This is a genomic window from Corynebacterium sp. 212_CJEI (genome assembly GCF_001055915.1).
Lineage (GTDB): Bacteria > Actinomycetota > Actinomycetes > Mycobacteriales > Mycobacteriaceae > Corynebacterium > Corynebacterium jeikeium_D.
The window spans coordinates 14404-29664 of the sequence record NZ_JVPT01000046.1 but is presented as its reverse complement, the minus strand read 5'-3'; the positions used below and the strand labels follow the sequence as shown (position 1 = coordinate 29664).

At 60.3% G+C, this 15261-nt stretch carries 20 protein-coding genes and 1 tRNA gene; 8 read left to right on the top strand and 13 right to left on the bottom strand.

Going from position 1 to position 15261, the window contains the following annotated elements; translation table 11 throughout:
* Window positions 1-138: 138 nt before the first annotated feature.
* Entirely contained in the window at window positions 139-843 is a 705-nt protein-coding gene (locus tag ADB02_RS04370; RefSeq protein WP_049189750.1) for a hypothetical protein, read from the bottom strand.
* An 80-nt stretch (window positions 844-923) separates the two neighbouring features.
* On the opposite strand from ADB02_RS04370, the gene ADB02_RS11545 reads away from it, so the two are divergent.
* A complete protein-coding gene (locus ADB02_RS11545) occupies window positions 924-1097 on the top strand; it encodes a hypothetical protein (RefSeq protein ID WP_160310021.1) in 174 nt (57 codons plus the stop codon).
* 521 nt (window positions 1098-1618) lie between these two features.
* On the opposite strand, the gene ADB02_RS04365 is transcribed toward ADB02_RS11545, so the two are convergent.
* A complete protein-coding gene (locus ADB02_RS04365; RefSeq protein WP_152682026.1) occupies window positions 1619-1843 on the bottom strand; it encodes a hypothetical protein in 225 nt (74 codons plus the stop codon).
* Between the two features lie 283 nt (window positions 1844-2126).
* Here ADB02_RS04365 and ADB02_RS04360 point away from each other — a divergent pair, with 283 nt between their 5' ends.
* Window positions 2127-2315, top strand: coding sequence for a hypothetical protein (locus ADB02_RS04360; protein ID WP_049189748.1), 189 nt, complete (start codon window positions 2127-2129; stop codon window positions 2313-2315).
* A 67-nt stretch (window positions 2316-2382) separates the two neighbouring features.
* Complete coding sequence (locus ADB02_RS04355) at window positions 2383-2574, top strand: hypothetical protein (RefSeq protein WP_049189747.1); 192 nt, start codon at window positions 2383-2385, stop codon at window positions 2572-2574.
* Between the two features lie 96 nt (window positions 2575-2670).
* Here the strand turns inward: ADB02_RS04355 and ADB02_RS11250 are convergent, their stop codons facing one another.
* Window positions 2671-2886, bottom strand: coding sequence for a helix-turn-helix domain-containing protein (locus tag ADB02_RS11250; RefSeq protein ID WP_080969570.1), 216 nt, complete (start codon window positions 2884-2886; stop codon window positions 2671-2673).
* A 238-nt stretch (window positions 2887-3124) separates the two neighbouring features.
* Between ADB02_RS11250 and ADB02_RS04350 the strand changes: the two genes are divergently transcribed.
* Window positions 3125-4333, top strand: coding sequence for a tyrosine-type recombinase/integrase (locus ADB02_RS04350; protein WP_049189746.1), 1209 nt, complete (start codon window positions 3125-3127; stop codon window positions 4331-4333).
* Between the two features lie 39 nt (window positions 4334-4372).
* On the opposite strand, the gene ADB02_RS04345 is transcribed toward ADB02_RS04350, so the two are convergent.
* Window positions 4373-4454: transfer RNA gene (locus tag ADB02_RS04345), tRNA-Leu, on the bottom strand.
* Window positions 4455-4656: 202 nt separating this feature from the next.
* Here ADB02_RS04345 and ADB02_RS04340 point away from each other — a divergent pair.
* Together ADB02_RS04340 and ADB02_RS04335 are read left to right on the top strand one after the other, a co-directional pair.
* Window positions 4657-5052 (top strand): hypothetical protein, encoded by a 396-nt coding sequence (locus ADB02_RS04340; RefSeq protein ID WP_016422268.1) that lies wholly within the window; start codon window positions 4657-4659, stop codon window positions 5050-5052.
* Between the two features lie 33 nt (window positions 5053-5085).
* On the top strand, window positions 5086-5439 hold the full coding sequence (locus ADB02_RS04335) for a DUF3817 domain-containing protein (RefSeq protein ID WP_005511118.1): 354 nt from the start codon (window positions 5086-5088) through the stop codon (window positions 5437-5439).
* A gap of 34 nt (window positions 5440-5473) precedes the next feature.
* On the opposite strand, the gene ADB02_RS04330 is transcribed toward ADB02_RS04335, so the two are convergent.
* From ADB02_RS04330 to clpS, 9 genes are all read right to left on the bottom strand, one after another.
* Window positions 5474-6175, bottom strand: coding sequence for a non-canonical purine NTP pyrophosphatase (locus tag ADB02_RS04330; RefSeq protein WP_049172870.1), 702 nt, complete (start codon window positions 6173-6175; stop codon window positions 5474-5476).
* Window positions 6172-6933 (bottom strand): ribonuclease PH, encoded by a 762-nt coding sequence (gene rph / locus ADB02_RS04325; protein ID WP_016422266.1) that lies wholly within the window; start codon window positions 6931-6933, stop codon window positions 6172-6174. The genes ADB02_RS04330 and rph overlap by 4 nt, the downstream gene beginning before the upstream one ends.
* Window positions 6934-7001: 68 nt before the next feature.
* Window positions 7002-7334, bottom strand: a complete 333-nt coding sequence (locus tag ADB02_RS11625) for an MBL fold metallo-hydrolase (protein ID WP_193388750.1) — start codon at window positions 7332-7334, stop codon at window positions 7002-7004.
* A 13-nt stretch (window positions 7335-7347) separates the two neighbouring features.
* Entirely contained in the window at window positions 7348-7785 is a 438-nt protein-coding gene (locus tag ADB02_RS11620; protein ID WP_193388749.1) for an MBL fold metallo-hydrolase, read from the bottom strand.
* Between the two features lie 73 nt (window positions 7786-7858).
* Complete coding sequence (gene murI, locus ADB02_RS04315) at window positions 7859-8725, bottom strand: glutamate racemase (RefSeq protein WP_370545756.1); 867 nt, start codon at window positions 8723-8725, stop codon at window positions 7859-7861.
* Between the two features lie 108 nt (window positions 8726-8833).
* On the bottom strand, window positions 8834-9508 hold the full coding sequence (locus ADB02_RS04310) for a rhomboid family intramembrane serine protease (protein ID WP_016422263.1): 675 nt from the start codon (window positions 9506-9508) through the stop codon (window positions 8834-8836).
* Window positions 9509-9524: 16 nt separating this feature from the next.
* Window positions 9525-10628, bottom strand: coding sequence for a P1 family peptidase (locus ADB02_RS04305; protein WP_049172868.1), 1104 nt, complete (start codon window positions 10626-10628; stop codon window positions 9525-9527).
* 85 nt (window positions 10629-10713) lie between these two features.
* Window positions 10714-11265 carry a DUF2017 domain-containing protein gene (locus ADB02_RS04300; RefSeq protein WP_049189745.1) on the bottom strand — a complete coding sequence of 184 codons (552 nt, stop codon included), beginning with the start codon at window positions 11263-11265 and terminating at the stop codon, window positions 10714-10716.
* Between the two features lie 30 nt (window positions 11266-11295).
* Entirely contained in the window at window positions 11296-11589 is a 294-nt protein-coding gene (gene clpS / locus ADB02_RS04295) for an ATP-dependent Clp protease adapter ClpS (RefSeq protein ID WP_005511165.1), read from the bottom strand.
* A gap of 81 nt (window positions 11590-11670) precedes the next feature.
* Between clpS and ADB02_RS04290 the strand changes: the two genes are divergently transcribed.
* Both ADB02_RS04290 and ADB02_RS04285 read left to right on the top strand, forming a co-directional pair.
* On the top strand, window positions 11671-12981 hold the full coding sequence (locus ADB02_RS04290; protein ID WP_016422259.1) for a nicotinate phosphoribosyltransferase: 1311 nt from the start codon (window positions 11671-11673) through the stop codon (window positions 12979-12981).
* Window positions 12982-13109: 128 nt separating this feature from the next.
* Complete coding sequence (locus ADB02_RS04285; protein ID WP_172954634.1) at window positions 13110-15098, top strand: ATP-dependent DNA helicase; 1989 nt, start codon at window positions 13110-13112, stop codon at window positions 15096-15098.
* Window positions 15099-15261 lie beyond the last annotated feature (163 nt).

The following is a 15261-nucleotide window of genomic DNA, read 5'->3' as shown; positions in this document are numbered from 1 at the left end:
CGCCCCTCTCCGCTGTCCACGCGGCGCGGCTTCTTCCCACCCTCCCCCGTGCTACCCGCTTCACTCCCCTACCACCCGGCTGACCAGCGATTTCCTTGTCCCCTAAGCGTGCCCCGCGCCAGATAGCGCGGGCTGGGTCTAGTCAGTGTGTAGCGGCACTGCGAAAGCGTCCTGCGTCCAGGACACCGCCCGACGCGTCTTTTCCACCCTCTCGCCGTCGCCGTCGATGGTCGGCCCGACGCGGCTGCCCGCCTCGGAAGTGTCCACCCCGCGTCGGGCGTGAGCGGCCAGCGCCTCGTCGTTTCTCCACTCGTGCGGAATGTCGTCGCCAGGCGCGAGTGGCCCGCGGACGGCACTCTCTGCCTCCGCCGTGTAGTCCACGGGTGCAGGCTCCCGGACGGCACCCTCCACCAGGTGCGTCAGGTCAGGCCCCCGGTCAGGCTCCCTGACAGCGCTCTCGACGAGATGAGTGTAGTCAGGCCCGCTGCTGCTGGTCACCGCGCCCGGCTCCACGCGCCCGGCGGCGGCTACCGCGTCCGTCTCTGCCGCCTCCGCGCCGTTTGCAGTCGCGTCCAGTCCTGCTGCGGCCCGGTCGAGACTGTCAGCGTAGGCATAGTGCCCGACGCGCCACCTCTCTAAGGCAGCCTCGGCGGCGGCCAGCGGCTCGGCAAACATCGGGGAGACTCCGCCGTCCACGGAGGCCTGGGAAAAGTCTGCGCGCACTGCTGCCAGCATTTCGGCCACCGTGTCGTCGGCCAACTGGCGGAGGTCGGCGGCAATGGCGCGGGTCTCCTCTGCGGCGTGCCGGGTGGTTTCGATATTGATTGCGATTTCCTGTGTCATACGCCCTATTTTACCTGCACTAATAGTAGAATTGGAGGCAAGTTTTGACACCTGTTTTCTATGCCCAGGGAGACCTAAAAATGTACGTCGCAGACCTAGCCGAGGGAACCGTTAGCCGCGTCGGGCGGCCTGTCGCCGGTGCCAGTGACCCGCAAGCCACCTACCGCCTCGCCGCGCTGCTGAACGGTTACGAGCGCCCGGCTACGGAGCAGGAGGCGGCTACTGTAGCCGCGCTGCGGCGGCTGGCGGCATGAGAAAGCCCCCGGGCGACTATGGGCCTTATGCTCATAGTTGGTTGGCAGGGGTGGTCACCATGACCACCCCTGCACGGTCATGGTGGCCGTGCAGGCCCAACCCCGGTCAAGATGACCGGGGTTTTCAGTCGTCCCTCTCAGGGGCACAACTGTCCACATTTTGACCATGGTTGGTGTGGACGGCGGCTGGCGGCATGAGAAAAGCCAACCATTGTCAAGATGACAATGTTTCTTGCTGCCCGCGCCAGCCGTGGGCGTGAGGGCCATACCTGCCAACCGTGTCGCCCAGCGACATAGTTCCCGCCTGTCGCGCCAACCGTGGTCAAAAATCAGACAGTTGCCCAGCTGCCCGGTCACGATGACCGTGCAGTCCCAACCCCGGTCATCGTGACCGGGGTTTTCAGTCATACCCCTCAGGGGGACAACTGGCTTTCAGTCGATTTCAACGGCCACGAGCGCCCGGCCATGGAGCGACTGGCAGCATGAGAAAAGCCCCAGCCGGTTGGCCGGGGCTGCGGAGCTTAGAGCGTCACTAGCTGCTGCGGAGCTGGCAGATACGCCTCTAACTCTTCGAGCGTCATTTGCGGCACAGCGTCGCTGATACCCGAGGCGAAGCCGAATAGCAGCATATTTAGCTTGAGTACCGCCTGCGTGTATGTCTCGCGGTCGTCGTAGCAAAATACGGCCTCGGGGAAAGTTATCATCAGGGTTTTGTTGTTGCAGACTGCACGGTCGAGGTCAATCACGGTCATTCTCCTAGGTGTCCTGGGCGGGTTACGGGGTAACAGTAACCGGCACCCCGGACTAGCGCCCGCCCCTTTCGTACGCCCGTGCGAACCTGTAAGCTATGTACCAGGTCGCCCCTTGCGGTCGGCCCTGGGCTAGGCCCCCTACGCCAGAGGACGGCGCAGGGGGCCGTTTCGCTAGCACCGGGTGCCCTCGACACGCGGCCTGGCAGATGTAGCTTTATATTCAAACATGCCCCGGGCGCACTCCCCCTCCCCCGCGCCCGGGGCGGGGAGACTCCTCATGGCAAATTTGCAGCAGCTTCGCTCCATTCTCGCTGGCACCGCGCCCGTGTCCGGTATCCATGCAGCCGCCCGCGGTATCTCCACCGCCGAGGCCGAGTCGCTACTCGGCGTGCCCACTGGCACCCTGGCCGGAGTGCACGCTGCCGCGTGCGTGGAGACGGCTGCCTGGCTGCGTGCCTGTGGATAACTTGGCCCGGCCAAAGCTTTTTCCGTTAGGCCTAGACAGCCACACTGTGGCCGTTTATTTTTGAGGCATGACATTTGTAGAACTTATCAAGAATGACCCAGAAGCTGCCCTCGCCCAGATTGAGCGCGCTCCTCAAGAAGTAGTCAAGGAACTGCTCGGTTTCGTGAAGTACAAGGGTGAGATGGAGACCATCAAACTCATCGTCGATTCTGCACTCGACAAAATGCCGGACGACGGTAGCGAGTCGCGCGACAAGTAAACTCCTGCAAAATATAGAGCAAACGCCCTACCTGTCCATAGGTAGGGCGTTTAGCATTTCTCACCCGTCTAGCGCCTCCTGGCTGCGGGCGTGCGGCTAGGCAACAGTGCCGACCCGCTGCCTCGACAGCCACGAGTCCAGGTCGGCAGGGTCGTAGAGGCACATTCGCCCGCAGCGAATATACGGCGGCCCTTGCCTGCGACTGCGCCAGTTCGCCAGTGTCCGCGGGTTGAGATGGAGGTGCGCGGCTGCCTGCTCGGGAGTGAGTAACCGCTCGTGTAAACCAGTTGTTTTGTCATTGCGTTTTGTCATGGGTATGACCCTAAGTACCTCCGGGCACCCTGCTTCACGGAAAATCACCGTTCCCGCAGGTCACTGCCACAGGAAGTGGCAATCCTGATAAATGCTTAGGTAAATCTTGCACCAATCTTAGTGAGCACACCCTCTACCGGGGGCAGGTTTTCAGTGACCCTTAACGTCCCAGTATTGTTGACAAGTGTCAACACCTGGTAAAATCGCCACTTTTTACCTCACGCCCAGGAGGTCACACATGGCAAAGCGCTACCCACCCGGCAGGACACGTGTAGACCGCAACATCTACATATGGGTACCCAAGGACAAGCCCCGCGAGGCTAGATACCTCGTGATTTATAAGGCCGCCGGAGCGACGCAATACGGCCCCCACCCTTTCGACACGTTGGCGGAGGCCCGCGCCTGGCGAGACCACGAGCTACCGAAAGCCAAAGCCAGGCTCACGGGTTCAGCTATCCCCCGCGCGACCGTCGCCGATTTTTATTCCCAGTGGGAGGCTGACCTGTCCACCTCGGGGGAAACTCGTCGGAAGTACCTCCGGTTCTGGAAGCAGCGTATTGAGCCGGAGTGGGGTACTCGGCTGTGCAGCTCCATCACCACCCCGCAAGTGGTCATGTGGCGTGACCGCCTCCTCGACGACCTCACAGAGGGGTCAGCGAAAGATATAGTCGGTATCCTCGGCAATCTGCTCGAATATGCGCGAGAGGCGGGGGCTATCGACTCTAACCCCGCACGGGGTCTACGGTGGCGCGGACGTAGCTCCCGCGCCAAACAGCAGAATATCCTCACACCCCGGCAAATTGCCTCGTTCACCGAGGAGTTGCAGCGTAGCCGTTACGACGACAAGGTGGGTTACTCCTCCCTGGTGTTGTTCCTTGTGGGAACCGGCTGCCGATACGGCGAAGCTACCGCGCTCACAGTCGGCGACGTGGACTTGGCAACCGGCACAGCCGTCATTCGCCGCACTGTGACCCGCAGCGAGACCGGCAGGGTCACCGTCGGCTCGACCACCAAGACAGGCGAGACCCGCACGGTGTCAATGCCCCCGCAAGTTGTGGAGGCATTGCGACCGCTGGTCACAGACCGTCACCCTACCGAGTTGGTGTGGCACGCTCTACGTGGTGACGCGTACACACCTCTCCCTATGCCTGCTACCTCCCACTCGTGGTGGAGCGAGGCAGTGGCGCGGTGCGTAGCCGAAGACGATACCTTTCCCAAGGGGCTAGGTCGCCATGACCTCCGCCACACTGCCGCTTCGCTACTTATCTCGGCGGGGGCGAACGTGTTGCAAGTGCAGCGGCAGCTGGGTCACGCTAAGCCGTCGATTACGCTCGATACGTACTCGCACCTCTTTGACTCGGGATTGGGCGCAATCGGGGCGAAAATGGGCGAAATTTTGAACTCGGGTTGCAGTGAGGTTGTAGTGGAGAGCCACCCGGAAAAGTAAAACACCCCGTGACCTGCATAGTCACGAGGTACATATATGTGCGCCTGGGGAGACTTGAACTCCCACGCCCTAAGGCACTGGAACCTAAATCCAGCGCGTCTGCCAATTCCGCCACAGGCGCCCGTCGCGAATCCGTGACAGTTACGTACAGTCCCCGTAAGCATGGACTACCTATTAGCCACCTACAGGCACAACGAACTTTCACAGCTCATTTGGACTGTACACACTTTAACGGGTTTGCCGCAGATTTCCTAATGTCCCATCCCCTGCCTATCCAGCGAGCGCGCTAGCTTGGCAGGTCACGGACTAGCTATGGTGGTTATGTGTCCACTTCACAGCATTCCAATACCACTGACAAGCCAGCGAAGATTCCCACTCGTACCCGCGTGGTGCAACTAATCTTCTTGGCTCTTGCAGTCGGCGCCACTCTTGCACTCGCCTACTGGCAGCTCAGCAGGTGGAACACAACCAGCTCATTCCAAAACCTGGGCTACGCACTGCAGTGGCCAGCTTTCGGCCTGTTCTTTATTTGGGCCTACCGCAAATACATGGAGTACGAACGCGAACGCCTGAGCGGCAATAGCGAGGCCGCATTTGAGGCTAAAGACGATGTCATGACGGAAATTCCAGACGAATTCCTGCCGACCAACCCAGATGGCTCGCGAAAGGTGCAGCGTGTGGATGAGACACAATCGACGGATTCTGGCACCAACGCCTAGGCGATAACTGCTTATTCGAGAAAAGGACTTTTAGTGACCAACATCAATCCAGATCGTCAAGAGCGCGTAAGGAAGGCACTGACGTACTTCTCCGTCACCGCCTACTTCACGGGTGTGATGCTGCTCTTGCTGTGTGCCGAGATGATTTACAAGTACCTCATCCTCGACAACTCCGCCGACGCGCCGCGGTGGTTCTTCTACACCGCCCAGATTCACGGCTTCGGCTACATGGCATTCCTCATTGCCACCGTAAACCTGGGTACCAAGGCCCGCTGGGAACCAGCAAAGTGGATTATCACCGCGCTCGGTGGCGTGGTCCCGTTCCTCTCCTTCTTCGTCGAGAAGAAGCGTCGTGAGGAAGTCGAGACCGCTTTCCAGCTGAAGTAGCGGGCTCTCGGCAGCCCGAGGGCTCGCCCCAGGGCTACCCCTTAGCCTCAACCTCAGCCAGAATTTTCAGCGCCGGAGTCAAGGCACGCAGTGCACGCCCCCTGTGGCTAAAAGCGTCCTTGTCTTCGGCGCTCATTTGTGCCGCAGACAAGGCCCCCTCAGCTTCGTTGCCCTCCCCAACTGCGGGCGCGAACACCGGATCGTAGCCGAACCCATTGTCCCCAACAGGCTCGCGCAGAATGGCGCCAGGCCAGCGGCCCTCTACAACCAGCAGCAGATTACCGGCTTCATCGAGGACCGCTGGGAAACCGCCGTCGGCAAGCGCGGACGGCACCTCCTTGGCACCGGGGACGACCAACGCGCAGGCGGTACGGAAGGACGCCGTACGACGCTCATCTGGGCAGTCCCCCATCTGGGCGAGCAGCAGCTCGTAGTTAGCGACATCGTCGCCGTGAGTGCCCGACCAGCGCGCCGAGAGCACACCCGGCATGCCGTTTAGCTCATCGACGCTGAGCCCCGAATCGTCTGCCAAACACGCGTAGCCGGTGTGTTTCGCACCATCGAAAGCCTTGATGTAGGCGTTGTCCGCAAAAGTGCGACCGGTTTCGGGGCGCTCTGGGTACTCCGGGACGTCGCTAAGCGAAAGAAGTTCCACCGAATCAATACCCGCCGCACGCAGGATGCGGTCGAGCTCGACTAGTTTTTTAGAATTTCGGGTAGCGACGAGGAGCTTCACGGCAGCTCACCCGGGTACGGCGCACGCAGAACTTCCTGCTGCAGGGCAACGAGCTCACGCAGGCCCTTTTCCGCCGAGTCGAGCATGTCATTCAGCTGATCGCGGTCGAAGGTGCCTTCCTCGCCAGTGCCCTGGATTTCGACGAACTTGCCCTCTGCGGTCATCACCACGTTGAGGTCGACCTCAGCGCGGGAGTCCTCCTCGTAAGGCAGATCTAGACAGACACGGCCGTCAATAATGCCAACCGAAACAGCTGCGACTGGTGCCTTCAGCGGGGTGCCCGGAACAGCGCCCACTGCATGCAGGTAGGTCAGGGCATCAGCCAGCGCGACGTACGCACCGGTGATGGAAGCGGTTCGAGTACCACCATCCGCCTGCAGAACATCACAGTCGATGTTGATGGTGTTCTCACCGAGTTCCTTCAAGTCGATAGCAGCTCGCAAGGAGCGACCGATCAGACGGGAAATCTCGTGAGTGCGACCCTTGACCTTGCCGCGCATTGACTCGCGGGGCATGCGCTCGTGGGTAGAGGCCGGCAGCATGGAGTACTCAGCGGTCAACCAGCCCTCGCCGGAGTCACGCTTGAATCGTGGCACCGACTGTTCGACGGAAGCGGTGCACATTACACGCGTATTACCGAAAGTAACCAGCACAGAACCGGCCGGATTGTCGGTGAAGCCACGAGTGATGGTCACCTTGCGCATTTCATCAACCGCGCGTCCATCGGCACGGCGAAAATCGGAATTAGCTGTAGTCATGCCAACTACCCTACCGCCCGGCGCGAAAGCGGTGCGACAGCTGTACGGAAACCCGATAGTCGCTGAGACTAGCCGCCTAGCTCCATGCCCAGGTAGGCCAATTCAACGTCACCGGCAAAGGTACTCTTCGCAGCACGTAGTGCTTCTTCACCGTCGGCGTATGGCGGAATGTGAGTCAGCACCAACTTCTTAACCCCCGCCAGCGTCGCTGCCTTTCCGGCCTCGTAGCCCGTCAGGTGCATATCCGGTGGGGTGCCCTCTTCGTTGCTGCACCATGTGGCTTCACAAATGAAGATATCCGCATCCCGCGCCAGCTCCACCAGTTCATCGGTCCACGCAGTATCTCCGGTGTACGCAATGGTCAGACCATCTGCTTCAATGCGATATCCAACAGCTGGCACCGGGTGGACCATGTTATACGGCGTGACGACGGCGCCTCCGTCCGCTTCGCCCCCCACCGACTAACAGTGGCTCACCTGGGTTACTCACAACCTGGTCAAAAGTGTCTTCCAGGTTGGCATCTTCTTCACTTCCCAGTGCTTTGCACATGGTGCCTATCCGGTCGTGAATGTCTCCGGGGCCAACCAGGAGATTCCGGGAACTCGCCGGGGCTGTCGGGTGGAAGCGACGCCAGACGAGCAGCCCTGGAATGTCTGCAGTGTGGTCTGGGTGCACATGAGTTAGTAACAAATCACAAGCTGCAGGATCAGAGATCTTCTGCAATTCAGCGAGGACACCGGGACCCAAATCAATGACAAAGGTTCGACCGTTATCCAGCTCAATGAGGTAGCCAGATGCTGGCGCCGATGGGCCACCCATGCTGCCTGTACATCCCAGAACCTTCAATCGCATACTTCAAGCTTGCCATGTAATTGATCAAAAACGAGCAAAAAACCAATGGAGTGTCTGGATTTAATAAGAAAGGTCACATTTGGGAATGCATAGTGACCTGGCTAATACCCGGCCCAAGGAAGCGCTTTGCCAGGGATGCAAAAACTTGCGGATCTCCAGTGGATTCGAATGTGCGCACAGGGTTCGGATTACTCTCCGGGTCAGCGAGCATGTCGGTCTTTGTGAGGATGCGCAGAACATCCTTCGACGTCTCCTCCGCCGACGACACTAGGGCGACGTCCTCCCCCATAGCCAGCTGAATCACACCAGACAGCAGCGGATAATGGGTGCAGCCCAGAACGAGGGTGTCTACACCATCGGCCTGCAATGGCGCGAGGTAGCCCTCCGCAAGTCCCAGAATCTGGCGACCAGAGGTGATTCCTCGCTCGACAAAGTCCACGAATCGCGGGCAGTCGACCGCAGAGACATCCACGCCAGGCACTGCATCAAAGAGATCTTGGTAGGCACGGGAGCGAATCGTGGCGGCGGTACCGATTACGCCGACTTTTCCATTCCTGGTAGTCGAGACCGCACGGCGCACAGCGGGCAGAATGACCTCGACTACTGGGACTGGGTAGCGCTCGCGGGCATCACGCAAAAATGCGGCCGAAGCCGTGTTGCAGGCAATGACAATCATCTTGCAGCCGCGTGCAACCAGTTCATCGGCAATCGCTTCCGCGTGCTGACGAACCTCGGCGATGCGCAACGGGCCGTAAGGGCCGTTGGCAGTATCGCCGATGTACATAATCGACTCGTGCGGCAGCTGATCCATGATGGCACGTGCCACTGTCAGCCCACCGACGCCGGAGTCAAAGATGCCAATCGGCGCTGTTCGGTCGGGGAAGCCGCTATCCTGCGCTCTCAGCTGATTGACTGCCTGAGTTTCTGCTCCTGCTCCCACCGCTATCTGGACTCCTCATATCGTTGGTCAAACACCGAAGCTCCTATTCTAGGCCGATTTCGTCAGGAGCTGATGCCACGTACCTCGGGCTCTTAGCGACGTGCACTCTTAGCCACGTGCACGACCGCGCTTAAACATCACCGCAGCCCAGATGCCCGCAAGCCCACCGAAGAGGTGCATCTGCCAACTAACAGCCATCTGTGTTGGCAGCACTCCCCAGATAAGACCCGAATACATCGATGCCAGAATCACGCCCAAAATAATCTGCATCACCCGACGATTCACGAAACCGCGTACGACCAAAAACGCCAGCCAGCCGTAAATCAGGCCGGACGCACCGATGTGGACGGTATTTACACCGCCGACCAGCCAGGTCAGACCGCCACCAACGACCGTAATCAAGAGTGTGACCTGCCAAAATAGCCGCTTCGACGACATTGCAATCAAACCGGCGAACAACGCCCCGGGCAGAGAGTTCGCCACAATGTGCCCGTAATCTGCGTGCAGCAGCGGTGCGGTCAAAATTCCCCACAGCGTCGAGGTTTCGCGTGGGCGCACACCGAAGTTGTTCAGCGCCCCACCAAAGATGAATTCGTTGACAAGAAAGACCGTCCAGATAAGTGCCAGGTACCCAATAGCCGTACTGATGGCCGCCCCGAGCCCGCCGTCGCGATCCTGTGGAACAATCTGATTATTCCGCCGCGTCTGCACGGGACCGCCCATCGGGTACTGCGCATAGTTCTGGTAATTCTGCTGTTGTCCCGAGCTCCATTGCGGATTCATTGGCGAACTTCCTTCACTACTTGTCCAGCATCTCTGACAGCGCGGCTACTTCCGCGCGTCCCGTTGCACTCATCACGGCATCGACAATAGCCATCTGCACCGCATCGGCCGCCATCGCAGCCAACAGGGCCACCACATCCGAGCCCACGGGTTCAGCGTTTCCGCTATCCGCCGCCTCGGCCGAGCTGAGGGCAAACAGCGTGTCACCGTCCATCGGCGCATGAGCCGGCCGAATCGCTCGCGCCAACCCGTCATGACCGCACATCGCCAACCGCTTCAACTGCGCAGTTGTCACCGGCGCATTGGTTATCAACGTGCCAATCGTTGTGTTTCGCGTGTTTGCCGACGACTCCCCGTCGCCAGCCGCATCGGCGAGAATTTTGGTTCTACCGACGAAAACCTGGTCCAGCCGGGCCAATGCCTCCTTGCTGGCACCGGCAGCCGCGGGCATTCCGTAAAGGTGTCCCTCCGGGTCAATGACCGCACCAAAGGAGTTCACCACCATTGCGGCAGCCACAAAGTACTTACCATCGGCGGAGGTCACACGGGCTTGTCCAAAACCACCCTTGATTGCCCCGGCCATAGCACCGACACCGGCACCTACTGTCCCGGAGGGAGTGTCCTCCGGGACGTCGTCAAGCGCGTGCGACAACGCCTCGCGCCCTAGTTCAGCGGTGGGCAGCGTCGGCTCCCCCAACAGCAAGTCGAAGATGACAGCACCGGGAACGATGGGCACGAGGATATCCGGACGAGTTGGGGTGACCTCAAAGCCAATGCCGCGGTCGCGCAGTTCGCGCATAACTCCGTCGGCAGCTGCGAGGCCGTACGCGGAGCCGCCAGCCAAAACGACAGCGTGGGCGCGTTCGACGGTATTCTCCGGTGCGAGCAGGTCGGTCTCGCGGGTGCCCGGACCGCCGCCGCGGACATCGACAGCGCCGACAGCACCGCCTGGAGCGGCGATGACGGTGACTCCGGTATCCCCCTCAGAAGCATGGCCGATAGAGATGCCGTCGATGGAGTCGAGACAGCCTGCGCCGATGTCGATGCTCGCGCCCAGCGCAGCACTGCTGGCTTGGTGTCGAATGTCGGTGGGGCTGATTGCGAAGATCTCAGAATTCATTGTCGACCACGGCACCTTTCACCACAGTTCATGGCAGCTAACCTCAGTTGATTACTGCATCTTTTCGGGGTTTTGCTCGGATTCGCTACTCACCCATGAGCTGGTCCAACAGTGACTCTTGGTTGTAGGACAGCCACTGGTACATCGCGTCGGTCTGCTCAATCTGTTCGATGGAGCCATTGAGGTTCTCCATGGAAACATGCAGGTAAATACGTAGGTCATTGATACCCGCCACCCAGGCATGGGCATCACTTTCGGAAATGGATACCTGCCCCGACTCGGCGGGCTCCAGGGCGTCGATAATCGCACGCAGGGAATGGAGCTTGCTCTCTACAATCTCCGATTCATGCAGCTGGCGCATGAGGGCGTTTTCCCCCTCCACGCTCTCCTCACCCGGCTTGGTGAAGTCCGGCAACAGGCGCGCAAGCTTCGGATCGGATGGGGCCTCGGAGTGTCCGACAGGCATTCCCGTCATTTCCGCGAGCTCATTCTTCGGTGCCGACCGGGCTCGCTCCATCAGCGAGTCCGCCACAGTAGCAGCCAGATTCAGCAGCAAATCCCGCTCCGTGCCTTCAAAAGCCGTGACGTACTTGACGCCACCGCCGAGAAGGGATCGCTTGCGCTTCCAAGGACGCATGTAAATTCTCTCCCGCTGTCGAATATCGGCTTAGTCAGCCTGCTCCATTGTTGCCCACAAGCCTGCCTTGTGGAGCTTCTTCACATCGGCCTCCACCTTGTCACGCTCACCGGAAGACACGATTGCCTTGCCCTCCGTGTGAACCGTCATCATCAGCGCGTGCGCCTTCTTTCGGTCCATGCCGAAGAGCATCTGAAACACGTAGGTGACATAACTCATCGAATTAACCTGGTCATCCCACACAATGCACTGCCAGGGTCGGTTCGATTCCGTCACGACATCGGCATCCATAGTGGGCATCGGTGTTGCTGCTGGCATGCTCATAGGCACCAGGATAGTACGGAGTGGCGCGCGCTCGCCGGAACCGACTGCCCCGGCCCGCTTCAGCCGACTAGACTGTTGACCGTGATTGATAAGCATTCCTCCACCGCCCTTCTCACCGATAAGTACGAGCTGACGATGCTGCAGGCATCGCTTGCCGACGGATCCGGCGAGCGCCAGGTCGCCTTCGAGGTGTTTGGCCGTCGCCTGCCGAATGAGCGTCGCTATGGCGTTGTCGCTGGTACAGCGCGTGTGTTGGATGCTATCCGCAACTTCCGCTTCACCGAGGAACAGCTGGCTTCGCTGGACTTCCTCGATGACAGGACGCTGGATTACCTGCGTAACTATTCCTTCAGTGGCCAAGTCGACGGCTACCGCGAGGGAGAGCTCTACTTCCCCGCCTCGCCCATTTTGACGGTGCGAGGCACTTTCGCCGAGTGCGTCATTTTGGAGACTGTTATTCTCTCCATTCTCAATGCGGACTCCGCCATCGCCTCGGCAGCAACCCGAATGGTCACGGCTGCCGGTGGGCGCCCGATTATTGAAATGGGTTCGCGTCGCACTCATGAAGAAGCAGCTGTGACTGCTGCCCGCGCCGCTTACCTGGCAGGTTTTAGCGCCACCTCCAACTTGGAGGCAGCGGCACGGTACAACATCCCAGCCTCCGGTACCGCTGCGCACGCGTGGACTCTGTTGCACACCAACCCAGATGGCACGACGAACGAGGCTGCGGCCTTCAAGGCTCAGATTGACACACTGGGAACCGACACCACTTTGTTGGTGGATACCTACGACATCACCGAGGGCGTCAATACGGCTATTGAGGTCGCGGGTCCGGAACTCGGCGGTGTACGTATTGACTCCGGCGACCTCGGAGTTCTCGCTCGCCAGGTGCGTCAGCAGCTGGACTCGCTGGGTGCACACAACACCAACATCGTAGTGTCCTCTGACCTCGACGAGTTCGCCATTGCGGCGCTGAGGGCAGAGCCGGTCGATGTCTACGGCGTGGGCACCTCTGTAGTCACTGGCTCCGGCGCACCGACTGCGGGCCTGGTCTACAAGATGGTCGAAGTTGATGGGGTGCCCGTCGCCAAGCGTTCTCTGGATAAGCGGAGCCATGGTGGCGTGAAGGCGGCGATTCGTACCTGTCGCCGTTCCGGTACCGCCGTGGAGGAAATCGCTTTCCCGCTCGGCTCGGAAATCCCGGATGTGGGCAACCTGCACTACCGCGATCTGACCATTCCGATGATGCGCGATGGCGAGGTCGTCGATGGTCTACCGACCTTGGAGGAGTCCCGCGATCACTTGGTTAAGGCGCTGGTCAGCCTCCCGTGGGAGGGGCTCGCACTTTCCCGTGACGAGCCGGTACTGTCCGTCCGTTTTCACGGCGTTTAGGCGGCGGGGGAACTGTGTCGGACACTCCCGAGCACGCAGATTTTGCTGAGCTATCGGACGACTTTGAGGACTTTGACGATGTTGACGAGCTAGCTTCACCGAGAGCCAGCGTCCATAACGCGGATAGCATCGAAGCTCTTCTCGATGCGGCAGTGAAGGGACTCGGCGGAACGACTCGACCGAATCAGGTCAAAATGTCCCGGTCGGTGGCCTCCGCCTTTGCGCGCGAGCGGCACCTAGCGGTACAGGCAGGCACCGGTACGGGTAAGTCGCTGGCCTACCTGGTGCCTGCCATTGTGCAAGCAATGGAGTCCGACGAGTCTGTAATCGTTTCCACGGCGACCATTGCGCTGCAACGCCAGCTGGTCGAACGCGACTTGCCGCGGCTAGTCAGTTCGCTAGAGCCACACTTGTCCCGCACGCCAACCTTCGCAATCCTCAAGGGCCGCTCGAACTACCTGTGCAAGTCCAAGGTCGGAAATGTCATCAAAGATCCCGTCATGGACGGTGATGAATCCGAGCAGGCCAGCTCAGGTGACGCCGTTGGCCCCACTGCCCTCCTCAGCGAAGCGCAGCTCAGCCGAACCGCTGCCGAGGTCATGCGGCTACGCGAGTGGGCCAATGACACCGACACCGGCGACCGCGACAGCCTGGACAAGGGCGTTTCCAACGAAGCCTGGCGGCAGGTCTCCGTCACGGCTCGCGAATGCGTCGGTGCCATTTCCTGCCCTTTCGGCGAGGAGTGTTTCGCCGAACAAGCCCGCCGCGAGGCCTCCAACGTTGACATCGTTGTCACCAATCACGCACTGTTGGCCATCGATGCGCTCTCCGACGCCATGATTTTGCCGCAGCACGACTGCGTTGTCATTGACGAGGCTCACGAGCTCGACGGTCGAATCACCTCTGTTGCCACCGACGAGCTCTCCCCTGCCGGTATCACCATGATGGCCCGGCGCGCCCGCAAATTCGGAGCCGCAGAGCAGGTGGATGATGTCACCGATGCCACGGATCTACTCGGCGAGACCGTCGCATTGCTTGCCGACGCCTACAGCGGCGCACTCGAAGAAATTCCCGGTGAGCTTGGAGCGGCGCTAGCTTCGCTCCGCGATAGCCTGTGGCAACTACAGACCACGCTAGGCACCTCTAGTTCAGGCAGCTCTGGCGGGTCGGGCTCCGGTGGTTCGAGTTCTGACTCTGACAACACTGAGCGCCAGACCGTCCGCGCTGCCGTGGAGAATATGCACGACACAGTCGTGCGAATTCTAGAGTTCAGTAGCGACGATGTCGTATGGCTTGGCGAGAACAAGACAGTTTATGTCGCTCCCCTGTCCATCGCAGCACTGCTTCGCGAACGCCTCTTCGGCGAATCCACCGTCGTTTTGACCTCAGCAACACTTGCTCTTGGCGGCAAGTTCGATGCCATGGCCGCCGCTTGGGGGCTTCCCTCCGGTGGGTGGGATGGCTTGGACGTCGGCACGCCCTTTGACCCGCAGAAATCTGGCATCCTCTACGTCGCACGCGACCTGCCACGACCTGGACGCGACGGCGCCACACCGGAGCAGTTCGCGATCATGGAGCGCCTCATCCGCGCCGCTGGTGGGCGAACGCTCGGGCTGTTTTCTTCTCGCCGAGGCGCCGAGGCAGCGGCGGAGGAAATGCGCAAGCGCCTGCCTTACGACGTGCTGTGCCAAGGCGATGACTCTATCGGTGCTCTGGTTGATCGCTTCGCAGCTAATCCGCAGACATGCTTGTTTGGCACGCTGACGCTGTGGCAAGGCGTCGATGTTCCTGGCCCATCGCTATCGTGTGTCATCATCGATCGCATCCCGTTCCCCCGCCCCGACGACCCGCTTTTGTCCGCGCGCTCCGATGCGGCTAATGCCGCTGGCCGAAACGGTTTTATGGAGGTCTCAGCGACACATGCAGCGCTGCTGATGGCGCAGGGTTCTGGTCGTCTGCTACGCCAAGTCGATGACCGCGGGGTTGTTGCGGTACTGGATTCACGGTTGGCTACTGCACGCTATGGTTCCTGGATTGCCGCGTCGATGCCTGACTTCTGGCGGACGACCAACCTGGATATTGCGGCTGGAGCGTTGCAGCGGCTGACCCAAAGCTGATTCAGAGGGGGCTGTCTGGGCTCACGAGGTGACGCTGGATTAGGCATAGTTTCTGGAAAAAATCCCACGCTTTTCTATCCAATACATTATTGTGATGTGAAACACAGCACTGCTACAGTGCCCGAGCTAATGAAGCAGGACACTTGGCAGCCGTGCACGAGAT